Below are 23,585 nucleotides of genomic sequence, written 5' to 3' on the forward strand. Positions count from 1 at the left end.
TACAATTGCTCAGTCCTTAGGGTCCTCCTTCTTTTTAGGCAACCTTTTCGCCTCTTTGAGCACCTGGTGCAGCATCCATTCGATCTGGCCATTGGTAGATCTGAACTCATCGGCTGCCCATTTCTCGACAGCCTTCATGAGGTCTTCATTGATCCGCAATGCAAAAGCCTTCTTTTTGGCCATGATTATTGGTTTACAAAGTCCACTACGATCTCTAAGAATCCTGGACTTAAAGGTTTGTTCGGTTCGTTATAGGATTTTGCGTTTTCCATATCGCTGCCTTCTATGAACTTTAGAACGTGATTCATGTTTTCCACTACAGCGAATTGGGCATCCGGTTTTGCCTGGGCAAGAAGTTGCGCTTCTTCTACATCTACCTGCAAGTCTTTGCTGCCATTTACTATTAGTACAGGGCAGCTTAATTTTGTGATCTCAACTTTTGGATCGTACTGCATCCAAGAAAGCATAAAGGGCTGTATGTCTTTTCTAAAAATTGAGGCTAAGCCCGGACTAAATTGTTCTGCCTTGCCTTGTGTGCGGAGGTCATTAAAGGCGGCTCTGGCATTTTCTGCCAATCCTGGAGCCTGTCTTTCTAGCTGGTCGATGATCACTTCGTCTATGGATTGACCTGCTCCTGCCAAAGAAATAAAACCGTCAGCTCCTTCTTGTGCAGCAAGCATACCAACTAACGACCCTTGAGAATGCCCTGCAATATGGATCTCACTAAAAGCTCCGCTGTTTTGAAAGTATGTCAGTACTGCTTTAGCATCGTCCACAAAGTCATTGAAAGAGAGTGTAGCTTCATTTAAGGTTCTGTTGCGCAACATGGGCATGATTCGTTTGTCGTAACGAAAACTGGCAATTCCAGCCTCACTTAAACCTTGCGCCAAATATTTTAAGGAGTTGTTCATCACCATAGGTTGGTTCCCATCACGATCTGTTGGTCCAGAGCCTTGAATGATGATCACTAAGGGCACTGCAGACTGATCCGCCGGGCGTAGTAAGGTTCCTTCCACCAAGGAAGTTACTTTCAGGTCTACACTTTCAAAGTTGACATCTTGTGCCAGTGCCTGAGCGGTTAGTATTGTGGATAAAATAAGGACCTTAATTAGCTTCATGACCAGTTGTTTTTAAGTAATAGTTTATGGCTGAGGTGGCCGCATCTTTTTGTTGAGTTCCGATAAGTACCTTCTTTCCGTTCTTGAGTTCGAGTTGTATTCCGACATTGCCGGAAACATTATAGGCCTTGCCTTTGGATTTACTAAAACTCACACGATAGCCCCAACCTCCGTATTCGCCAATCGCACTGTAGTTACGTACATAGACTTTAGAGATCGCATCCCACGATTGCAGATTGTTCTTGCCGGGAATCGGATGAAACCCGTAGTGGATCCCTTTTTCATCGATCCGAGTTTCCAACCGGAAGATGAACATAATAAAGAACAACAGACCTAAAGTCAATGCCATAGAGCCTCCAACAGCGATAAGCTCAGTTTGTCCAATGCCTTGCCAATCAACTAAAAAGAAAACAGGCAGTGTGGTCAAGCCTGCTACCGAGATCAGTACCACTCTTAACCACCCTTGATTGAACTTTTGTGTTTCGTTAAAAACGCGCATATTAAGTATTTAAAGTTCCTGTGTTAACTACGGGAGAAGCATCTTTATCTCCACATAAGATCACCATAAGATTACTAACCATGGCTGCCTTACGCTCCTCGTCCAAGTCTACTACTTGTTTTTTGCTGAGCTCTTCTAAGGCCATTTCTACCATGCTCACAGCGCCTTCCACGATCTTGTGTCGCGCAGCAACAATTGCAGTAGCTTGTTGACGCTTCAGCATCGCCGAGGCGATCTCATTGGAATAGGCTAAATAACCAATACGTGACTCCAGCACTTCGATTCCTGCTATTGCCAAACGATCTGTCAATTCGTTTTCTAGGGCCTGATTCACCTCTTGGGTGCTCGAGCGCAGGGTGATCTCTTCTTCAAGGCCTTCGTCTGCAAAGTTGTCGTACGGATACATACTGGCAAGTTCTCTTACAGCAGCATCAGTCTGCACGCGAACAAAATGCTCGTAGTTATCAACGTCAAAAGCCGCCTTATGCGTATCCTGAACACGCCAAACTAAAATAGTACTGATAATTACAGGGTTGCCCAGTTTGTCGTTCACCTTTAAACGCTCACTATCGAAGTTTCGAGCACGCAGAGAGATCTTTTTCTTGGTGTAAAAAGGATTGACCCAAAACAGGCCGTTCTTCTTTATAGTACCAACATACTTACCAAATAGCAGCAGAACGCGGCTTCCGTTTGGGTTGATCATTACAAAGCCAGGTAGGAGAAAGAAACCTAGAATCAGTAAACCGGCCATCCAAGGATTACGCAGGGCAATGATACCCACAATCCCACCGATAATAGCAGCAAGGGTAAAGAACAGCATGATATAGCCGTTCATGGGTACGATGATTTTTTCGTTTGTCATAGTGTTAGATTTAAAATGATATCAATATGATATAATAAAAGTATCACTTTTGTCAAAAACGTTACACTTTTTTCAAATTTTTTTTACGAGGCAATAGTTATCTTTGAAAAAAACCCAACTATGCGACTACGTACTTCCCTTTTAATATTGGTCTTTTTAATGACTGCTCAAGTTTCTTTTGCAGATTGGGGCAAGACCGGGCATCGCGCTACTGGTGAAATAGCCACCAAGTATCTAACTCCAAAAGCCCTTGCAGCTGTAAATGCCTTGCTGGATAATAAATCGCTTGCCTTGGTCTCTACCTATGCGGATGAGATTAAAAGCGACACGCTCTACAGAGCTTACGGGGCTTGGCATTATGTGAACTATCCCTTCGGAAGTGATTATGACAAACACCCCAAGAGTGAGTATGGTGATCTTATGGTAGGTATAGATACAGCTATTAAAGTGCTCAAAGATCCGAAATCGAGTAAAGAGGAAAAGGCCTTTCATTTAAAGATGCTTGTGCATTTTGTGGGTGATCTGCATCAGCCGTTACATGTAGGGATAGCTGACGACCGCGGCGGAAACCGTTTCCAAGTGCAGTGGTTTGACGAGGGAACAAACTTGCACAGAATTTGGGACAGCAGCCTTCTAGATTATTATAAAATGTCATACACAGAATTAGCTAATACAGCGCCTTATCTCAGTCCAGATGAGGTTGAGGCTGTCGCTCAAGGAACCCATTACGACTGGATGCGAGAATCTCGAGCTTTGTGTGAGGATATCTATGCCAACACCAAAGTTGGCGCCAACTTAAAATACCGCTACGCTTACCTTTATATGGATAAATTACGCATGCAATTGCACAAGGGAGGTATCCGTCTAGCCATTATTTTAAATGAGGTTTTTGCGTAAGAAATTCTGAGATGTTCTGCGTAATTTGCTTCTACCCATGAAGCAATCTACGAACCTCACTATATTCCTCCGCTATATGGCCGGTTTTCTGATCGGCGGTCACGGCATTTACAGAATACTTCTGTTGGAGCAGTATACGGCTTATGTAAGCACTCAATTTGACGAAGTACTTCCGCCAGGAAACCTTTCAGAAGCTCTTATAATGATGTTTCCCTTTGCCGAATTCTTTGTAGGCGCTTTAATTGTCAGTAATCTGGTCATACGCGAGGCCCTGAACCTTGGGGTGTATATCACCTTAATTATATTGGCTTTTTTGTTTATTCGGACACCAGACATCCATATTCTTTATCATGTAGGCACTTTGGCCATATTGATCTATTTAAAGTCGGCCTATCGCGCTCTAGAATGGACTAAATCAGAACTCTAAAGGTTAGATTTATCCTAGGGCCGACTTCTTTTTTTGTTTTAGGGATCTGATGTTGCCAGAGATGTTGCGTTGCGCCTTGCATTAGGAGTAAACTACCAGCTGATAGTTCTAGCTTATAGGTGTTGCTTTTGTCGGCTTTTTCGCGAAACTTAAACAGGCGTGATGCTCCAAAACTCAAGCTAGCTATTACAGGGTTTGGTCCCAATTCTTTTTCGTCGTCTGCATGCCAACCATTAGAATCGTTGCCATCGCGATACAAATTCAATAAGACTGTTGTAAAAGCTGTATCTGTGACTGTCTCTATCCGCTCTTTTAGATTAAGCAGTAAAGGAGTAAACGGCCTTGGGTACATGGTGATGTTGGAGTAGGAGTAGGGTTGTTCGTTTTCCGCATACAGGGCTGTAAGCCTTGGCTGGGCGTAGACCTTTCCAAATACCTTTATATTATCCTGCTGCCAGGCTGTTTCTAAGAGTAATTGCTCAAAAAGAACCTCAGACTCATTGGCAGCAATAAAATTAGGGTAGTACATGGCCTCTGCTCCAGCTAGGGGCAGGCGAATAGGTTCTGGTTCTCTATTGCCAAACAGATCAGACATATTGCCAAGCCCAATACATCAGTCCAAACTGTAAGGGAACACGCAGTAGCAATACCCAAACAGGTAATTTCATTCGCGCTTCCTTTTCCTGTAACATATAAATATGGACTGGTAAGAATAAGATCAGCAGTACAATGATACCCCAAGCAGCCACTCTGGTGGTTCCGTCACTGCTAACAAGCATAAGGCCAAAGACCATTTCTAGCATGCCGCTAATAATGATCAAGCTGTCATGTGCTGGTAAGTAGGGTGGCATGATCTTTTTATAGATCTGTGGCCATTTAAAATGTGCTGCGCCAGCCGCGATAAAGATCACGGCCAGTAAATATTGGTGCCAGGGAAAGTTCATTAGGGTTTCAGGGAATTGATCCAAGCATTGATTTTCTCTTCTAAAAGGGCGAGTGGCAAACTACCGCTTTCCAATACTTCATTATGGAACGATTTGATGTCAAAATTATCGCCCAACTCCTGTTCAGCTTTGGCGCGTAGCTCCAAGATCTTTAGCTGCCCGATCTTATAAGACAGCGCTTGTCCCGGAATAGCCATATAACGTTCTATCTCTGCAGTAATACTGGCTTCGCTTTCCGCTTCATTGTCTAAGGAGTATTGGATAGCCTTCTCACGGCTCCAGCCTTTGGTGTGAATTCCGGTGTCTACCACCAAGCGAATGGCGCGGTGCATCTCTGCGCTCAACATTCCAAAGTATTGATATGGATCGTCATAAAGACCCAATTCTTTACCTAAAGATTCTGTATACAAGGCCCAGCCCTCTCCATAAGCAGAATACCACAGCGTCTTGCGGAATTGAGGCAGATTCTCGTTCTCTTGGGTCAAGGATACTTGAAAGTGATGTCCAGGTATTGCCTCGTGCAAGAACAGATCCTCATCCGAATAAATATTATAGCTGGTAACGTCTGGAATCGGTACATAGAAAATCCCTGGGCGGGTACCGTCTAAGGATCCTGGGTTGTATTGCGCACTGGCAGAAGCCTCACGGAACTTTTCCGTTCTGCGGACCTCGAACTCGGTCTTGGGTTGCATGTCGAACAATTTGTCGATCTGCGGTTTCATTTTGTCGTGAATGGCGTTGAAGTTGTCTATTACTTGCTGCGGATCTGTAAAAGGCATGAGCTCCTTATTGGTGCGCACATGATCAAAGAAAGCCTTTAGATCTCCCTCAAAACCAACCTGAGCTTTTACTTGTTCCATGGCTGCACGAATACGCGCCACTTCGTTGAGCCCCAGTTGATGAATCTCATCCGCAGTCATATCTGTAGTGGTGTACAATTTGATCAAACGGTTGTATTGCTCAGCGCCTCCGGGAATATCAGAATAACCCGAGCTCTCACGACTGGCTGGCAAGTAGGTATTCTCAAGATAGTTGTACAGCTGCTCTAGTTTAGGGGAAAGCTTGTCGTTGATCATGGTGGTGTAGGCCTGGGTAAGGCTGTCTTTTACCGCTTGGTCCATATCTTCCGGCAGCATTCGTATTGGACTGTAAAACAAACTTTGCTCCGCAGATTCACTTACCAAGCTCTTAATTTGAGGCAATACCTTTTTGGTCAAAGCTTGAGGTAAAACAATGCCTTGAGCAATTCCTTTTTCCATATTCACCATGGCCGTATCTACTATGGGTAGCATAGCGTCAAGACGTTCTAACCAGTTGGTATAATCTTTTTTGTTAGTAAAGGGTTGCGCACTTTGTCCACTACCTAATTGAGCAAACATTAAAATAGGTGAGTTGAACTGATCTACAGGCAAGAGTTCTCCAGGAAAATCTTTGCCTTCTATGTTTCGCTCACATTCCCACAGCAAAATCTTTTTGCTCAGCAGTTCGTTCTCGTCCAGATCTGCGTCGTCTATGGCGCTAACAGCTTCTTTGTACTTCTTGTAATAAGCCAATTCTTTGTCGCGAAATTCCATGGTGTAAAAGTTGGGCAGCAAGTTATTAAAACGGCTGTCGCCTTCGAATGTGGCGTTCCACGGATAGAGTTCATAACTCTCGGCTTTAAAATCGTCGAGGAGTTGTCCTAAGGCTTCGGAGCCGTCAACGGCCGGACTTTTCTCTTCAGCTTCTTTACACGAAAAAAGTACAAACAGCAGTAACGATAGTGAAAATAGAATGCGCATTTTAGTTTGGTTTAGTCTTTTTGATGTTTCTAAGATACAAAAAAGCCGCCCTTTAAGGCGGCTTTGCATTGTTTTGTCAAGCTTACTTGATCATGTCATAACTGCGTTTTATGAACTCGGTAAGGGCTTCTCCCTTGAGTAAGTTCTGCGACAGTTTGGCCAAGTCTAGGGCCTGATTGATAAGGCGCTCTTTCTTTTTCTGGGTTTTGGTCTCCAAAATCTGTCCAATGAGCTCGTGGTTGGTATTGACCACCAAATTGTACATCTCCGGCATATTGCCCATTCCAAACATACCTCCTCCGGTCTGTTGCATCTCTTTCATACGACGCATGAATTCAGGTTGGGTGATCACAAATGGATTTGCTTCGGAGTCCATAGCTTCCAGTTGTACGCTGAATTTATCTTGGGGAATCACCTCGGTCAGCAAGCTAGAAAGTGTCTCTTTTTGCTCGTCAGAAAGCTTGGAGATGGTTGTATCGTCTTTTTTGATGAGATTGTCAATATGATCTCCATCTACACGAACAAAACTGGTGTTCTCAAACTTCGACTCCAATTTCTGGATCAGATGTGATACAATAGGACTGTCTAACAGCAATACCTCATAGCCTTTTGCTTTGGCCGTTTCTATATAAGCGTGCTGCGCCTCTATGTCAGAAGCGTAAAGCACGACCAATTTGTCGTCTTTGTCGGTTTGCGCGTCTTTGATCTTTTCGCGTAATTCTTCGAAGGTGTAATAGGTGCCATCTACTGTAGGATACAAGGCAAAATCCTGTGCTTTTTCGTAGAACTTATCCTCAGAGAGCATCCCGTATTCTATAACGATCTTAATGTCGTTCCACTTTTGCTCAAAAGCCTCGCGGTCATTCTTAAAGAGCGATTTTAGCTTATCTGCCACCTTGCGGGTAATGTAGCTTGAAATCTTCTTTACAGCGCCATCAGCTTGCAAGTAACTTCTTGAAACGTTTAGTGGAATATCCGGAGAATCTATCACCCCGCGGAGCATGGTCAAGAATTCCGGTACTATACCTTCTACATTGTCGGTTACGAATACCTGATTCTGATACAACTGAATACGATCTTTCTGAATGTTCAGATCGTTGCTGAGTTTGGGGAAATACAAGATTCCTGTCAAGTTGAACGGGTAGTCCACATTCAGGTGAATGTGGAACAGCGGCTGCTCGAACTGCATCGGGTACATCTCTCGATAGAAATCTGCATAGTCCTTTTCTTCAAGGTCTGCAGGAGCTTTGGTCCAAGCTGGGTTGGGGTTATTGACAATGCGATCTACCTCTACGGTTTCTGGTTTGGCATCGTCTGCAGCGTCTTCCGGTAGGGGAAGGGTTTCGGTCTTGGTTCCAAATTTGATCGGGATTGGCATGAACTTGTTGTATTTGGTCAACAATTCCATGATGCGGCCTTCTTCTAAAAACTCGGTGCTGTCTTCTGCAATGTGCAAAATGATCTCTGTACCGCGGTTGGCCTTATCGTGAGCTTCTAGTGTATATTTTGGAGAGCCATCACAAGTCCAGTGCGCTGCAGGAGCGTCGGTGTAGGACTTGGTTATGATCTCAACCTTATCGGCCACCATAAAGGCGGAATAGAATCCCAATCCAAAGTGACCAATGATACCTGCTTCATCGCCTTCTTTGTCCTTGTATTTTTCAATGAACTCTTCTGCGCCCGAGAAAGCGATCTGGTTGATGTATTTCTCTACCTCCTCTGCGCTCATACCAATTCCTTGGTCAATGATTCTCAGGGTGTTGGTGTCCTTATCGGCAATGATCTCGATCTTAGGATCGCCGTATTCTACTTTGGCTTCGCCAATAGAAGTGAGGTGTTTGAGTTTTAAAGTTGCATCCGTAGCATTAGAGATCAATTCTCGTAAAAAGATCTCGTGATCGCTGTAGAGGAACTTCTTGATTAATGGAAAGATGTTTTCTACTGATACATTGATATTTCCGGTGCTCATAGTGTAGCGTTTTTCATTTTTTAACGACAAACCAATAAGCAAATAAAATACCAAGCCTCCCTGGGCTGACAGCTTGTCACGAGCTGGCAAAAATATCCTTAATTTTTGTTTAAAGTATTTTATAAAAGATTAAACATTTAGTAAATTTGTACAAATTATCCACCATGACTGCAAAAAAGAAAAATTTATCGGCCAACGACATCATTAACAAGTATATGGAATATGTGATGGAGCACGAGCACGAGCCAGTTTCTGTCTATAAATTCTGCAAGCACGAAGAGATCCCCGAAGATCAGTTTTACCAAGTGGCAGGATCTTTCGAAGCCCTGAGAAAGAACATCTGGAAGCAATTCTTTGACAACACGCACGAGGTGATGCTGCAGGCAGACGGTTACGAGGCCCTCTCTGCCAAGGACAAAATGTTAACTATGTTTTACACCTTGTTCGAAGTGTTGACAGCCAACCGAAGCTATGTACTGTTTAGTTTGAAAGGCAAAAAGGATAAGATGAAATCGCTGAAAGAGCTCAGTGAGCTCAGAAAAGCGATCAAGGAGTTTTCCGGGGAGTTGATTCAAGAGAATAACGACGAAAAACAACTCAAAATATTAAAGCATCCGGTTTCTATCTTTTCAGAGGGTGCCTGGGTACAGTTCTTATTCCTGCTCAAATATTGGATGGATGACACCTCCAAAGGATTCGAAAAGACAGACGTGGCTATCGAGAAGTCGGTCCGTGTGATCTTTGACGTATTTGAGACTACGCCTTTAGAAAGTATAATCGATTTTGGAAAGTTCCTCTGGAAGGAAAAAATGGCATAATCGAATCTAACGATCACAAACAGAAACATATAGATGAAGACCATAGATAAGATCCCTACTAATAAATTACAGCGTGCCTCAAAGCTGGTTACTACAGGGGTTAAGGTTGGAGGCAATTATTTGAAGTACTACGGCGAAAAACTCGTCAACCCCGAGCTGTCAAAAGACAAGCTCAACGAAGACAATGCCGCAGACATCTATGACGGTTTAAAACAACTCAAAGGAAGTGCATTGAAAGTGGCACAGATGCTCAGTATGGAAAAGAGCATTTTGCCCAAAGCTTATGTAGAGAAATTCTCCTTGGCGCAGTTCTCAGTACCTCCTTTGTCGGCCCCTTTAGTACGTAAGACCTTTAAACGTTACTTCGGAGAGTATCCAGAGAGCTTATACGACGGCTTCAACCCGGAATCTGTAGCAGCTGCTTCCATTGGGCAAGTACACAAGGCAGAGAAAGACGGGAAGGAGCTTGCTGTTAAGATCCAATATCCTGGGGTAGCAGACAGTATTAGTAGTGATCTGGCCTTGGTAAAACCGGTAGCGACAAAAATGTTCAACCTGAAAGGAAAGGACTCCGCAAAATACTTTAAAGAAGTAGAAGAAAAACTTTTGGAAGAGACCGATTATGTCTTAGAGGTAAAACAAAGTCAAGACATTTCTAAAGCTTGTGGCCATATCGATAATTTGGTTTTCCCGACCTATTATCCAGAGCTTTCAAACGAGCGCATCATTACCATGGACTATATGCATGGGAAACACCTCAGTGAGTTTGCCGCCTTAAATGCGGATCAGGCTTTGGCCGATAAGATAGGGCAAACCCTTTGGGATTTTTATATGTATCAGATGCACGAGCTAAAAGCAGTGCATGCCGACCCGCATCCAGGGAATTTTTTGGTCAACGAAGCCGGTCAGCTAATCGCAATAGACTTTGGTTGCATCAAAAAAGTACCGGAAGAGTTCTACACGCCTTATTTTCAATTGGCCGAACCAGGAGCTATTGAGAATGAAAGCTTCTTTGCAGAGAAATTAGAACAATTAGAGATCATTAAGAACACCGATACTCCAGAAGAGCGTGTATTCTTTACAGAACTCTTTAAAGAAATGCTGAGTTTATTCACCCAACCATTCCACAAGGAGGTCTTCGACTTTTCTGATGAGGTCTTTTTTGGAAAGATCGCAGAGCTTGGTGAAAAGTATTCTAAGGACACTGAGTTGCGTAAAATGAACGGGAACCGAGGGTCTAAGCACTTCTTATACATTAACAGAACCTTCTTTGGATTGTATAATTTGCTCAACGATCTGGGAGCAACAGTCCGCATAAACAACTTCAAGGCTTTTGCGTAAGCTGATTAAACTACGCAAAAGCCTTGAAAGGTTTATTTTGTACGCTTCGATTAGTTCTTAAAACTCTCCGAACCAGTACTCAATTCTTGTGACTTCTTGTTCTTTACATAGGTCTCTAACCAAGTATCTTGTTCCCAAAGTAGGTGCATAATACTTTCCTTAGCACGATATCCATGACTTTCCTTAGGGAGCATCACCAAACGTGCCGTTGCCCCTAATCCTTTTAAAGCATTGAAATAACGCTCACTTTGCAGTGGGTAAGTCCCGGAGTTGTTATCGGCCTCCCCGTGTACTAACAACAGCGGAGTTTTCATTTTATCCGCATGCATAAACGGCGACATGGTGTAATAGGTCTCAGGAGAATCCCAATAGCTGCGTTGCTCGCTTTGGAATCCAAAAGGTGTCAAGGTTCTGTTGTAAGCTCCAGAACGCGCAATTCCGGCGGCAAACAGATCAGAATGACTCAGCAGGTTAGCAACCATAAAAGCGCCGTAACTGTGTCCGCCTACCCCAACTCGAGATCTGTCTATATAGCCCATGGCATCAACGGCATCAATTGCAGCCTTTGCATTGGCCACCAATTGCGGTCTAAAAGTATCATTGGGCTCTTCGTCTCCTTCGCCAACAATGGGGAATGCCGCATCATCCAAGATCACATAACCACGGGTTACCCAGTAAATAGGCGACCCATAATATGGGTATATGAACTCATTAGGGTTGGTGGTGCTTTGAGAAGCAGAGCTTTTGTCCTTGTATTCTCTAGGATAAGCCCAAAGGATCATCGGCATCTTCTCCTTTTTCTCTTTATCATATCCTATTGGCAGATATAGGGTTCCCTCCAGATCCAAACCGTCATCGCGCTTATAGGTGATTACTTCTTTGTGAACACCTTGCAGACTTTTGAACGGATTCTCAAAAGAGGTCAGTGGTTTTAGCGCATTTTTCTTTTTGATGTTTCTGATGTAATAATTCGGATACTCTGTTTGTCCTTCTATACGTACCAGGATCTCTCCTTTTTTCATATCGATGGCAGAGTAGAGGCGCTCTAACTTATCGGTGTATTCGGATTGATACAATCTTTTGGTCTTTTGTGTAGCTAGGTCCATTTCGTCCACAAAGGGGAATTGTCCTTCTGGAGTATAACCAGCTCCCATTAAAAAGGCCTTGCCGTTTTGAACGTCTAACACATAACGATCGTATTTGTTTTTTGTAGTCACAAAATCTCCCGGATCGCTATACTGATCCTGATAGTTTCTGTCTGTGATCACTTTTGGGTCCATTTCTGGCTTGGACGGACTGAACAAATAGGTCTTAGTGTTTCGAGTGTTCCACCAGTAATCATAAAGTACCGCAGTGTTTTCGGTTCCCCAAGTGATACCGCTAAAACGATTAATCGTTCTTGTCACCATTTCTTTTTCTCCCTTAAACGGAGCTTCCAATTGATAGACAAAATCCCGGAACGGCACTTCTATGGCAGGGTCACCTTCGTCTTGTGCTTCTGCCCAATAAAGAGTAGCAGCTTTGTCTGCGCGCCAACTCATGTTTCGCTTGCCTTTGCGGGTGGCCATAAAACCTTTGGGTTGTACCTCATTAAGCGGAACATCGTTTACTGTGGCAACAAAGTTTCCATCGTTGGTGTAAACAGTTTCATCGAATGTGAACCTGCTGTATGGTACTATATAGGAGAAGGGCTTTTTGATCTTGGTGATCATAACGTATTTCCCATCCGGAGAAAAACTCATCCCTCTGTACATGGCCGGAGGTAAAAAGTTACTGATGGTTCCGTTTAGACTAACTTTTTTGATCTCAGAAATGGCGAGCTGTTCAAAGTTGTGCTCGTCGTTCGGGTTTTTTAGCAGATCCTGATAGGTTCTGTTCTGTGCTTTGGCACCATCACTGACAGAGATGGTTGGTCCGGTCGGTACTGCTTCCGCAACATTTATAAGCGGTTTTCTGTTTTTGGGTAGCATTTTTACAAGCATGGCATCTCCAGATTTGAACCAGCGGATGGCTCCGCCCATATTGGCGTTCACAGAAGCGTCGGTTAGTTTGGTAACCTTAGCCTCAGCGATGTCCAGTACCCAAACTTCAACACCGCTATCCGTGGTGTTCAAACAAGCGATCTTGGATTCGTCAGGAGACCAGCTGAATCCGCTGAGTCTTGGATTTGCCGGCAAACCAGTAACTTGAGTGGCTTCCTTATCTTCGGTACGCTTAACTTTTAGGTTGTTGTAAAAGGTTGTACGACTCCCAATATTGGTTTTAGGATTGATCCTCAGACCACCCAAGCGCATCTCTGGAGCAGAGAGCTCTGCTATGCTTTTAAAGGCATCGCGATAGATCAAGACCGCATTTTCCCCTTTAGAATCGATTTGTACTCCAGGAGCTAATGGCGCATCGACCAGCTCTAGAATTTCTTGTGGTGGTTTTTGATATTCCAGGTTTTCTTGTGCTTGTGCCCAGCCAAAGCTCAGCAACAAGACAAGTAAAAAGAACTTGTTTTGCATGGTTGTGAATTTTCCCAAAAAGGTACTTCAAAATTTAGATAAAGTGATGTTAAAACTTATTATGCGCGCATAACAGATAAAGCCTTGATATTGGGGTCGGAGCGCGAATAACCGTATCTTTACCAGCTAATAATCTTTTATGTATACATCTCGAATTTCTGGCTTGGGATTCTACGTTCCTGAGCATGTGGTGACCAATGACGATCTTTCTAAAGTAATGGATACCAATGACGCTTGGATACAAGAGCGTACGGGTATCAAGGAGCGTCGCCACATTCTTCCCGGCGATGGTAATACTACCAGCGTTATGGGAACCAAGGCAGCCCGAATTGCTATTGAGCGTGCGGGAATTGACCCTAACGATATTGAACTTATAATCTTTGCCACTTTGAGTCCGGATATGTATTTTCCAGGCGGAGGGGTACAAGTACAAGACCAACTTGGAATAGGAACCGTACCAGCGCTAGACGTACGCAACCAGTGTAGCGGCTTTGTTTACGCACTTTCTACTGCAGATCAATACATTAAAACGGGGATGTACAAAAATGTATTGGTTATCGGTAGTGAGAACCACAGTGGTGGCTTGGACATGACCACTCGAGGTCGCGGAGTTTCTGTGATCTTTGGCGACGGGGCTGGAGCTGCTGTTGTTTCTAGAAATGAAACAGGGGCAGGAGGTATACTTTCTACGCATCTGCACTCCGAAGGAAAACACAAGGACGAATTAGCCCTACAAGGACCAAGTACCGGTTATTGGGTACCACAGATCATTGAAGAGGATCCGCAGGAAGACATTCCGTATTACCCTTATATGAATGGTCAGTTTGTATTTAAGAATGCCGTAGTGCGTTTCTCTGAAGTGATCCAAGAAGGCTTGCAAGCCAATGGGTTTGGTGTGGACGATATTGCCATGCTGATTCCGCATCAGGCTAACCTCAGAATCTCACAATTCATTCAAAAGAAGTTTGGACTGAGCGACGATCAGGTATTCAATAACATTCAAAAGTACGGAAACACCACTGCTGCTTCTATTCCTATTGCATTAACAGAAGCCTGGGAGGCCGGAAAGATCAAATCCGGAGACCTGGTAGTCTTAGCCGCTTTTGGTAGCGGATTCACTTGGGGAAGCGCTATTATTCGTTGGGCTTAAACTCAAAACAAATATAGAACGAAAAACGCCCTCCAAAAGAGGGCGTTTCTATTTTTGCTTCACGGGGTTTTAATACTTAAATGGCTAATTCAAATAAATTATAACCTTGCGAGTGAGTACTATAATAGACTCATAAACGGTGCCAATGTTTCATTGGCACCTTGAGTTTAACGTTTTTATAACAGTATCAGATAGTTAGAAGATTCCACCGCTGCCTTGTTTCTCGTCATTATCACGACGTTTTCTGGACTTGGCACGGTATTTTCCACCTCCGAAGCGGTAGTTGAGTCCAACAAACACGGTGTTGCTTTCCCAGTTGAACTGTCCTTGTTGCAAGTACGGATTCTGTCCGACGAATTTAAAGCGCATGCTGTTAAAGATGTCGTTGTAGTTCACCGAGAAAGTACCCTGTCCGTCCCAAAGCGAAACACGTGCGCCGAGGTTTACCATGACCATAGGGTCAACATCGAACTGAATGTTCTTGTTTTTACCGCGGTACATCCCAAAGGCGGTAAAGGTCACGGTCTTGGTCACTTTAAAGTTGTTGATCATTCTAAAGTTCCAGGCCGTGTTGGTAACGGCTACCGTATTGGTTTCTATATTGTCGGCTGTGGGGTTCTCTATGCTGCTGTCTATCTGTTCTGTGATCCCTTTTTGTTTTTGAGAGAACAGATCGAAGCTGGTATTGAAATTCCACCATTTTGTCGGACGGTAGTTGCTTGAAAGCTCAAAACCGTAGGCGGTTGTATTGCTAAAATTGTCAAAGGTCAAGATCACCTTGTTCACGTCTGTTCTATCAATGAACAGGGCACGGTTGATCTCGTCTTCAATGATTCTATAGAACACTCCGGCCGTGATGGATCCTTTTTCTAGGTTACGCGTGTAATTCGTCTCTATGGAGTTTGTGAACTGAGGCTCTAAGTTGGTATTACCGAAAGAAGAGATTAGTGGGGTACTCCATTCGCGAATAGGGTTTACTTGTCCAACTCCAGGACGGTCAACACGACGGCTGTAGCTCACCTGAAACTGATTCTTCTCAGAAGGTGAATAGGTCAAGAAAGCCGAGGGATACACCTGCACATAGTCATTGGTAAAGGCGCGAACCGAATTGGTGTCTGCGCGAACTTCTACCGTCTCTGCACGGGCCCCCAACTGCCAGCTCCATTTCTCATAATTCTTCCCTAAGCTCACATAAGCGGAGTAGATATCACGAGAGTACTTAAAATTAGTACTTGGCGTATTGATCAGATCACCGTTGGCGTTCAATGTTTGCCCAGTTGAGTTATAGTCGATATCGGTATTGAATAGTCGTGCTTGCATACCTGCTTCCAGCTTCATGCTTTCGCTTAATGGATTGGTGTAGTCCAAGTTAACGGTCAAGCGGCTGCGCTCGGTATCTACAAAGTCCATATAGTCTGTTGTGGTACTATTGCCTCTGAACCTGAAGTTGGCATCCTCGTCACTTTCAAAGTCGTTGTAATCTGCTTCCAACTCAACACTGTGGCCTTCTTTGGCAAGATCTAACTTATAGTTAAAGTTGTACTGCTGACTCATATTGTCAATGGCATTGTCAAAAAGTTGACTCTGATCCAAACTCGGATTGTCGAAGAACAAAATATCTGTTGTTCCGTCCACGCCTCCGTCAAAGAGGTTTTGGTTGGTAAAGAACGAAATGGTGTTCTTGTCGTTCAAATAAAAGTCGATCCCCACTTTAAAGAGATTGGACTTGTTGTTGTCTAAAAAGTTGAATCGTTGATCTGAATTGTCGTTGGGTCTAAATACATTCCCGAAGTTCTCATTCTTAGAGTAGTTTCCTCCGTAACTTCCGTAGAGGTTGAACTTTCCATTGCGGTAGTTGAGGTTTAGTCCGGTGTTGAATTTAGCCTGACGTTGATAGGTCAAGCCTACATTAATGTCTCCGTTAAAACCAACCAAGGCATTCTTTTTCAAAACGATATTAATGATCCCGCTCATCCCTTCCGGATTGTACTTAGCCGATGGGTTGGTGATCAATTCGATTTTCTCAATAGAGGTCGATGGGATCTGTCTTAAAAGTTGAGCCGCAGGAACATTGGTCAACTTGCCGTCTACCATCACCTGAACATTCTGGTTTCCTCTTAAAGCAATGGCTCCGGTTTGTTGGTCCACGCTCACAGAAGGCAGATTGTTCATAATGTCTGAGGCAGTTGGTCCTGCTGTGGTAAGGTCTTTTCCAACGGTGATCACTTTTCTGTCGAGTTTTTGCTCTATGGTGGTGCGTTCTGCAGTAACGACTACTTCGTCAAGAGATTCAATGTCTTCTTCTAGGTCTACGCGGCCCAGATCTATCTTGCGATTCGCTCTTGAGATCTCAACTTCCTTGATATAATTTTTGTATCCTATATATTGGATATCAACTTTAACCTTGCCGATAGGAATGTCTTTGATCTCGAATTGACCGTTGTCGTCCGTAATACCTCCGGTAATGACCTGACCTTCCATATCCATGATCGCCACGGTTACGTAAGGTATAGGTTCCTGAAGATTCTTGTCGTAAACTACTCCACTAATGGTCCCGATCTTTTCGCTATCAGGGTTCGGGTTGGAATAGGCAATAAAGGGTAGGCATAGCAATAGCCATACTGCTAACTGTTTCATTTTTCGATTGTTTGATTGATGATGAATTCAAAGCTTCTCTCCGCAGTAATGCTGATAAAAAAGCTATGTCAATAAGACTGCCTAGATAAAATCTTGTTACAAGAAATTTTCATTTTAACATTTTATAAGCATTAGCGCCCTAAAATGAACAAACCCGGACTAAAGTAGACCGGGTTTGAGACCTTACTGCAATAATTAACACTAACCATCAACGTAAAAAATTGTAGCAGTAAGAAAGAAATATTTCTATTCTATAGACGGCTTAGTAAGTCAGGTGTTACAGATAATTTCAATTTTAACTTTGTTTTAAGTTAATTTTGAAATTGAACTTCGACCCTTTATAAAAGACTAACGAGCTATGAATCAGAACAATGGAAAAACTTTAGTTTTAGGAGCTAGTTTAAAGCCCAATCGGTATTCCTATTACGCCATAGAGCGCTTGGTAGATAAGGGAGAGCAGGTTGTGGCCGTTGGGCTTCGGCAGGGAGAAGTTGCGGGGGTAGAAGTGGCAGCAACACTGCTGCCTTTTGAGGGTGTTGACACAGTTACGCTGTACTTGAACCTCGAGCGCCAAAAACAGTATTACGACTACATCATCGGGCTTAAGCCCAGACGTGTCATTTTCAATCCGGGAACTGAGAATCCGGAGTTCGAAAATAAGCTACACAGCCTAGGTATTTTGGCCGACCGTGCCTGTACGCTCGTCCTTCTCAGTACGGATCAGTACTAAGCCTAAAAGGGTCAAGGCGCCGTTGAGTATCAGAATAAAGAATCCCCAGTCGAAATTCAGATAAGCAGAAGATGCCCAGCTTATGGCATAACCTACAAAGGGTGTCACTATGGCAATAGCGGGAACCAAATGATCTTTCACCTTCCAGTTAGAGAATAATCCAAAGGCGTATAAGCCCAATAAGGGGCCGTAGGTATACCCAGCGTAAGTGAGTAGTTTGGTAATCACACTTTGGTCTGCTATAAGGTATTTAAAACCAATGATCACCAAGAGTAAAACAAAAGACATGGCCACGTGTACCCGTTTGCGGATGCGTTTCGCTTCTGCTTCGGATTTATTCTCTTCAATGTCTAATATGTCTATGCTAAAGCTCGTAGTCAGGGAAGTCAAGGCGCTGTCTGCGCTAGAATAGGCCGCTGCTATCAATCCTAACATGAAGAGCGCAGCTATGCCAATGCCCAGGCCAGATTCTACAGCAACTGTGGGGAATAGCTGATCCCGCACGGCATCTATGCCGTTGTTGTTGGCATAAACCGTAAGCAACAAGCCCAAGGCCAAGAAGATAAAGTTTACCACCGTTAGTACTATGGTGAACCAAAACATATTCTTTTGCGCATCGCCTATATTCTTACAGGTCAAATTCTTTTGCATCATGTCTTGATCCAAACCGGTCATCACTATAGCAATAAAGGCTCCGCTTATAAATTGTTTTACAAAATGTTGCCCAGACTTCCAGTCGTCAAAAAAGAACATCTTGGAAAGCTCGCTCTCTGCAATGAGATCCGTCAAACCTCCCAGAGACAAACCCATATCCGCAGCAATTATATATATGGCAACTCCAACGGCTACAAGCATGAACAAGGTCTGTAGGGTATCTGTCCAAACTATGGTCTTTATGCCACTTTTAAAAGTGTACAACCAGATCAAGAGAATGGTTATGGCTACAGTAACTGCAAAAGGAACTCCCGTACCACCCATAAATGGCATTTTGTCAAAAACTAAGTACTGCAACACGTTCGCCACCAAATAAAGCCTAAAACTTGCGCCGACTATTCGAGATAACAAGAAAAAAGAGGCTCCGGTCTTATAGGATTTTTCCCCAAATCGCACCTTTAAATATCCGTAGATAGAGGTCAGATTTAGTCGATAATAAAGCGGCATAAGCACCAAGCCAATTACTGCATAACCAACTGTGTATCCAAGCACAACCTGAAAGTAACTGAACTGAGAAGCGGCCACTTGGCCAGGGACCGAAATAAACGTAACCCCGCTTAAACTGGCGCCTATCATGCCAAAGGCAACTACGTACCATGGAGATCTGTTGCTAGCTTTAAAGAAATCTGCATTGCTGCCACCTTTGTTGGTGAGCATCGAGATTAGAATCAAGATTCCAAAATATCCGGCAATTAATAGGAGAATGTGGGTAGGGTTCATGAGCGCTAACTTGTTTAAAATGTATAAGAAATCCAAATTTCGATTCGTATATTTGAAAGTCTTCAAAAAAAATCAACCATGAAAAAACTACTACTACTTGCCGCAGTTGCTTTGACTGGCTGGGGCACCACTACTAGTCAGGCTCAAGAATACCTCGATATGATTGAGGCCGGAACATTCACAATCGACGAAATAAGAACCAGTGCAGAAGCCTACTTTGAAGTTGTAGGAACTGGTCGTGGCACCGGCTTTAAGCAATTCAAGCGCTGGGAATATATGGCAGAGCGCCAACAAGACGACGATGGTCGCTTAAAGCCAGAGACCTATTATATCAATGAGCTCAGACAATTCGAGGCTTATTTGAATGAGAACCCAAGTGCACGTTCTGCTGCTGGCGGAACAGGCGACTGGGTAGAAGAGGGGCCGACCTCTTGGGATGATTATCAAGGCTGGAACCCAGGAATCGGTCGTGTAACTGGTTTTGCTGTGGATCCTGCGGATAATAATCACATTGTTATAGGGTCGCAAACCGGAGGTGTTTGGAAAACCTTGGACGGAGGAACTAGCTGGATCCCACTTACCGATTATTTCATTAATCTGGATGTGTATTCTGTCGCTATGGATCCGCAAGATTCCAATACCTATTTTATCGGTTCTTTTTCTGGGATCATTTACAAATCTACAGATGCAGGAGCTACCTGGGCACAGATCGGAACTGCCGGAGGTGCTTCTGTGGTAAATAAGATTTTGATCCACCCAACAGACTCTAACATCATGTTCGCTAGCGTACAGAATCAAGGAATTTATCGATCTACAAACGGTGGAGCTACTTGGAGTGATGCTGTTCCGAGTGCAAACAGAGGTTACGACGTCGAGTTCAAGCCTGGTGATCCTATGACGGTATACGCTTCTGGAAATGGATTCTATAAATCAACAGACGGAGGGGCGACTTTTTCAACCATTAGCGGTTTCACTGTAAACCCTACCATGATAGGGGTTACTCCTGCAGATCCGGACCGCGTTTACGCAGTTCAATCTAACGGAAATCGTTTTGGTGGTTTCTTTAGTTCCGTGGACAGCGGTGATACTTTTACAAATATCCCGCACGGGTCGACCAATTATTTTGGTTACAGTGTCTTTGGTTCGGATACGGCCGGACAGGCACCAAGAGATATGGATATCATTGTTAGTCCTACTGATGCTGACGAGGTGCTGATCGCTGGAATTTTAGTGTGGCGCTCTTTTAATGCGGGTGTAGATTTCGAATGTACTTCGGGCTGGGCCTTGTTTGAGTCAAGTACTCATAATGTGGGTTACTGTCATGCCGATGTGGATATCTTGGAATATGTAGGTGATAAGGTATATGCAGGAACCGACGGTGGTTTGTTTATTGCCGAGGATCCTCAAGCGACCATGTCTCAGAGTTTCTGGACAGATCTATCCTTTGGTTTGGGAATCCGTCAATTCTACAAGATTGGGATCTCTCAGTCTGACCCAATTATCATTACCGGAGGATCTCAAGACAATGGAACATCAGTATACACTACTGCTGGCGAATGGAGAGACTGGCTAGGTGCAGACGGGATGGAGAGTTTTGTAGATAAGACCAACAACAATGTGCTTTACGGAACTACCCAATTTGGGCAGTTATACCGTTCTAATAATGGTGGAGTTTCTTATTCTAATTTAAACGAACCTTCGCCTGGAAGTGGGAACTGGGTAAGTCCTTTCGAGCAAGATCCAGTGGCTACCGGTACCGTATATGTTGCTTATAATCGTGTTCATAAGTCTACCAATTCTGGTGGATCTTGGACTCCGATATCGCAAGTCTTTCCGACAAATTTAGACAATCTGAAGATTGCCAACACAGATAGCAACGTCATGTGGGCTTCCTGGGATGCCGCGCTATTGAAAACAGAAGATGGTGGAGCTACTCCTTGGCAATCGGTTACCGGAGTTGCAGGAAATATTAACAGTATTGCAATTCACCCGAATGATCCAAATAAAGTGGCATTAGCTACTTCTTACTCTGGAGCGCGCGTTTACGTAACTCTAGATGGCGGAGCTACTTGGTTGAACTATAAAAAGAATCTTCCGAACTTTACGGCCTTGTCTGTGGTTTGGGATGATACCTCTGTAAATGGTCTATACGTAGGAATGAACTACGGTATTTTCTATATAGACGACACTATGAGCGACTGGCAAGTTTACAATACGAATCTGCCAAATGTACGTGTGAACGAGTTGGAGATCAATAATGCGACAGATCGCATTTACGCAGGAACATATGGTCGCGGCGTTTGGTCATCTCCGGTTTACGACAATCCGTTGAGTGTTGCAGATAACAACTTTGAATCTTTGGTGAGCTTGTATCCTAACCCAGCTCGCGACGAAGTAAGTATTAGTTGGCCAACCAACAGTGAGGTCGATGTGCAAGTATTTGATATCAATGGCCGTTTGCTTATCAATGAGAAAGATGTAAATGTGCAAGGCGTTTACAACCTAAATATTTCTAGACTCAATAGCGGAGTGCATTTTGTACGATTGTCTAGCGAGGGGAAAATGATCGTGAAAAAGTTGATCGTCAACTAATCCACAGCTCATAAAATCACAAATAAATTGCTCCGAGAGACCGCTGCGTTTCTCGGAGCTTTTTTATCTTTAGGCCTGTGGATTTCTCTTCAAAATTATTAGCCGAAGCGGTAGATGAGGTTTCGTTACTTCCTGGAATTGGAAAACGAACAGCACTCCGTTTGGTATTGCATTTGCTCAAACAGCCGCAAGGGCAAACCCTGCGATTGGCAGAAAGTCTCACGGCATTGCGAAGTCAGATCCAATTCTGTGAGAACTGTCACAACATTTCAGACAGCCCGCGTTGCGATATCTGTTCCAATCCTAATCGAGACGACAGCGTGGTTTGTGTGGTAGAAGACATACGCGATGTGATGGCAATAGAACACACGGCTCAATTTAGGGGCAAATATCATGTCTTAGGGGGGAAGATATCACCTATGGAGGGTATAGGTCCTGGCGATCTGCAAATAGACTCCTTAGTGCAGAAAGTGGCCTCGGGTCTGGTAAAAGAAGTCATCTTTGCCATGAGTTCGACCATGGAAGGAGATACTACCAATTTCTTTATCTACAAACAACTGGCGCCCTATGAGGTTGCCACAACTACTATTGCTCGTGGAATTGCAGTAGGCGATGAACTAGAGTACGCAGATCAGGTCACCTTAGGACGCAGTATACTGCAACGAATTCCCTTTGAAAATTCCCTTAAAAGTAACGGCTCGTGACCTTGTCGGTTGTCATTCTTAACTACAATGTGCGCTATTTTCTGGAGCACTGCCTTTACAGTGTGGTTAAGGCCACTCATAATATGGAAGCCGAGATCATCGTGGTAGACAATGCTTCTGCAGATGATAGTGTGGCCATGGTTCGTGACAAATTTCCACAAGTCAAACTTATCGAAAGCCCGAATAACGGTGGTTTTAGCGCCGGCAACAATTTGGGGGTAGCTGCTGCAAAAGGAAAGTATATCTGTCTGCTTAATCCAGACACCATGGTTGCAGAAGAGACTTTTGTAAAGGCCTTGGAGAAAGCAATTTCTTTAAAGGAACTCGGGACCTTGGGCGTAAAGATGATCGATGGAACGGGTTGTTTTTTGCCGGAGTCTAAACGCAAGGTACCTTTTATCTCGTCTGCTTTTAAAAAATTACTGGGCTTGGGCTCTGGTGCTGGCTATTATCAGCAAGAGATAGCAGAAAATGGCCAAGGTGAAGTAGGAGTGTTGGTCGGTGCGTTCATGTTATTTAGAAAAGACCGTTACCTGGAAGTTGGTGGCTTGGACGAACGTTATTTTATGTACGGTGAAGACATTGATCTGTCGTACAGTTTTACAAAGGCCGGTTATAAGAACTATTACTTGGGGACTACGGCGATCATACATTACAAAGGGGAAAGCACTGCCAGAGATAAGGCTTATTGGGACCGTTTCTACGGAGCCATGCAGCTCTTTTATGACAAACATTTCCCTAAACAGAAATGGTTGCAGCCGCTGCTTAAGATCGGTCTTTGGGTCTTAAAGCGTTTTGCGGTTTGGTCTTACAGAAACAAGAGCAATGCAATATTACCTGTAAGACAGACCGTCCTTTTATCCGAGCAGCTCAGTTTGCGCAAACAACTGGAACAAATGTCGGAGTTCGATACTCTTAGTACACGATCTAAATCTTGGGCCTTTGACGGTGCTATCTCGCAAACTCTGTTGGTCATGGATACTGACTATATAGAATACGAACAGATCATTCGTCTAATGCAAGAACTAAAAAATTCTGGGAATCGCTTTAGAATACATCCCAAAGGCAGTAATTTTATCCTTGGAAGCGATTATAGTGATCAAAAAGGAGAAATTATTCACTGGTAAATTATTGAAAACTATTTAGTGTTAGCCCGCTTTTTTGATTAATTTTGC

The 23,585-nt window shown here is 43.8% G+C and carries 20 protein-coding genes; 9 read left to right on the plus strand and 11 right to left on the minus strand.

Annotation, left to right across the window (positions count from 1 at the left end):
• Nucleotides 1-9: 9 nt before the first annotated feature.
• The 4 genes from AC0J2F_RS11245 to AC0J2F_RS11260 are packed head-to-tail and all read right to left on the minus strand — an operon-like array spanning nt 10 to nt 2,479.
• Nucleotides 10-183, minus strand: coding sequence for a type II toxin-antitoxin system antitoxin (locus AC0J2F_RS11245; RefSeq protein WP_473007723.1), 174 nt, complete (start codon nt 181-183; stop codon nt 10-12).
• Between the two features lie 2 nt (nt 184-185).
• Nucleotides 186-1,118, minus strand: a complete 933-nt coding sequence (locus AC0J2F_RS11250) for an alpha/beta hydrolase family protein (RefSeq protein WP_473007724.1) — start codon at nt 1,116-1,118, stop codon at nt 186-188.
• Nucleotides 1,105-1,617 carry a hypothetical protein gene (locus AC0J2F_RS11255; protein ID WP_473007725.1) on the minus strand — a complete coding sequence of 171 codons (513 nt, stop codon included), beginning with the start codon at nt 1,615-1,617 and terminating at the stop codon, nt 1,105-1,107. The genes AC0J2F_RS11250 and AC0J2F_RS11255 overlap by 14 nt, the downstream gene beginning before the upstream one ends.
• Before the next feature lies 1 nt (nt 1,618).
• Complete coding sequence (locus AC0J2F_RS11260) at nt 1,619-2,479, minus strand: SPFH domain-containing protein (RefSeq protein ID WP_473007726.1); 861 nt, start codon at nt 2,477-2,479, stop codon at nt 1,619-1,621.
• Nucleotides 2,480-2,599: 120 nt separating this feature from the next.
• Here AC0J2F_RS11260 and AC0J2F_RS11265 point away from each other — a divergent pair, with 120 nt between their 5' ends.
• Both AC0J2F_RS11265 and AC0J2F_RS11270 read left to right on the plus strand, forming a co-directional pair.
• Nucleotides 2,600-3,376, plus strand: a complete 777-nt coding sequence (locus AC0J2F_RS11265) for a S1/P1 nuclease (RefSeq protein WP_473007727.1) — start codon at nt 2,600-2,602, stop codon at nt 3,374-3,376.
• A 37-nt stretch (nt 3,377-3,413) separates the two neighbouring features.
• Nucleotides 3,414-3,803, plus strand: a complete 390-nt coding sequence (locus AC0J2F_RS11270) for a hypothetical protein (protein WP_473007728.1) — start codon at nt 3,414-3,416, stop codon at nt 3,801-3,803.
• On the opposite strand, the gene AC0J2F_RS11275 is transcribed toward AC0J2F_RS11270, so the two are convergent.
• The 4 genes from AC0J2F_RS11275 to htpG form a co-directional block, all read right to left on the minus strand.
• On the minus strand, nt 3,787-4,398 hold the full coding sequence (locus AC0J2F_RS11275; RefSeq protein ID WP_473007729.1) for an alpha-ketoglutarate-dependent dioxygenase AlkB family protein: 612 nt from the start codon (nt 4,396-4,398) through the stop codon (nt 3,787-3,789). The genes AC0J2F_RS11270 and AC0J2F_RS11275 overlap by 17 nt on opposite strands.
• A complete protein-coding gene (locus AC0J2F_RS11280; protein WP_473007730.1) occupies nt 4,391-4,747 on the minus strand; it encodes a DoxX family protein in 357 nt (118 codons plus the stop codon). The genes AC0J2F_RS11275 and AC0J2F_RS11280 overlap by 8 nt, the downstream gene beginning before the upstream one ends.
• On the minus strand, nt 4,747-6,528 hold the full coding sequence (locus AC0J2F_RS11285) for a DUF885 domain-containing protein (RefSeq protein ID WP_473007731.1): 1,782 nt from the start codon (nt 6,526-6,528) through the stop codon (nt 4,747-4,749). The genes AC0J2F_RS11280 and AC0J2F_RS11285 overlap by 1 nt, the downstream gene beginning before the upstream one ends.
• 82 nt (nt 6,529-6,610) lie before the next feature.
• Complete coding sequence (htpG, locus tag AC0J2F_RS11290) at nt 6,611-8,497, minus strand: molecular chaperone HtpG (RefSeq protein ID WP_473007732.1); 1,887 nt, start codon at nt 8,495-8,497, stop codon at nt 6,611-6,613.
• A gap of 164 nt (nt 8,498-8,661) precedes the next feature.
• On the opposite strand from htpG, the gene AC0J2F_RS11295 reads away from it, so the two are divergent.
• Nucleotides 8,662-9,315 (plus strand): TetR family transcriptional regulator C-terminal domain-containing protein, encoded by a 654-nt coding sequence (locus tag AC0J2F_RS11295; protein WP_473007733.1) that lies wholly within the window; start codon nt 8,662-8,664, stop codon nt 9,313-9,315.
• Between the two features lie 33 nt (nt 9,316-9,348).
• A complete protein-coding gene (locus tag AC0J2F_RS11300; protein ID WP_473007734.1) occupies nt 9,349-10,656 on the plus strand; it encodes an ABC1 kinase family protein in 1,308 nt (435 codons plus the stop codon).
• Between the two features lie 50 nt (nt 10,657-10,706).
• Here the strand turns inward: AC0J2F_RS11300 and AC0J2F_RS11305 are convergent, their stop codons facing one another.
• The gene (locus AC0J2F_RS11305; protein WP_473007735.1) at nt 10,707-13,163 is read right to left on the minus strand and encodes a S9 family peptidase; all 2,457 of its coding nucleotides are present in this window, start codon (nt 13,161-13,163) and stop codon (nt 10,707-10,709) included.
• 139 nt (nt 13,164-13,302) lie between these two features.
• On the opposite strand from AC0J2F_RS11305, the gene AC0J2F_RS11310 reads away from it, so the two are divergent.
• On the plus strand, nt 13,303-14,313 hold the full coding sequence (locus AC0J2F_RS11310) for a 3-oxoacyl-ACP synthase III family protein (RefSeq protein ID WP_473007736.1): 1,011 nt from the start codon (nt 13,303-13,305) through the stop codon (nt 14,311-14,313).
• Nucleotides 14,314-14,508: 195 nt separating this feature from the next.
• Here AC0J2F_RS11310 and AC0J2F_RS11315 read toward each other — a convergent pair whose 3' ends face one another.
• Nucleotides 14,509-16,950 (minus strand): TonB-dependent receptor, encoded by a 2,442-nt coding sequence (locus AC0J2F_RS11315; protein ID WP_473007737.1) that lies wholly within the window; start codon nt 16,948-16,950, stop codon nt 14,509-14,511.
• Between the two features lie 358 nt (nt 16,951-17,308).
• Between AC0J2F_RS11315 and AC0J2F_RS11320 the strand changes: the two genes are divergently transcribed.
• The gene (locus AC0J2F_RS11320; RefSeq protein ID WP_473007738.1) at nt 17,309-17,680 is read left to right on the plus strand and encodes a CoA-binding protein; all 372 of its coding nucleotides are present in this window, start codon (nt 17,309-17,311) and stop codon (nt 17,678-17,680) included.
• Here the strand turns inward: AC0J2F_RS11320 and AC0J2F_RS11325 are convergent.
• Nucleotides 17,621-19,114: a sodium:solute symporter gene (locus tag AC0J2F_RS11325; protein WP_473007739.1), complete on the minus strand. Its 1,494-nt coding sequence runs from the start codon at nt 19,112-19,114 to the stop codon at nt 17,621-17,623. The two genes, AC0J2F_RS11320 and AC0J2F_RS11325, sit on opposite strands and share 60 nt — an antisense overlap.
• A 78-nt stretch (nt 19,115-19,192) precedes the next feature.
• On the opposite strand from AC0J2F_RS11325, the gene AC0J2F_RS11330 reads away from it, so the two are divergent.
• The 3 genes from AC0J2F_RS11330 (at nt 19,193) to AC0J2F_RS11340 (ending at nt 23,537) form a co-directional block, all read left to right on the plus strand.
• The gene (locus AC0J2F_RS11330) at nt 19,193-21,706 is read left to right on the plus strand and encodes a T9SS type A sorting domain-containing protein (protein ID WP_473007740.1); all 2,514 of its coding nucleotides are present in this window, start codon (nt 19,193-19,195) and stop codon (nt 21,704-21,706) included.
• 77 nt (nt 21,707-21,783) lie between these two features.
• Nucleotides 21,784-22,410 (plus strand): recombination mediator RecR, encoded by a 627-nt coding sequence (gene recR / locus AC0J2F_RS11335; RefSeq protein WP_087523047.1) that lies wholly within the window; start codon nt 21,784-21,786, stop codon nt 22,408-22,410.
• Nucleotides 22,407-23,537 carry a glycosyltransferase family 2 protein gene (locus AC0J2F_RS11340; RefSeq protein ID WP_473007741.1) on the plus strand — a complete coding sequence of 377 codons (1,131 nt, stop codon included), beginning with the start codon at nt 22,407-22,409 and terminating at the stop codon, nt 23,535-23,537. Before recR ends, AC0J2F_RS11340 begins: the two co-directional genes overlap by 4 nt.
• The last annotated feature ends 48 nt before the right edge of the window (nt 23,538-23,585 follow it).

This window comes from Gilvibacter sp. CC01, from assembly GCF_055755295.1.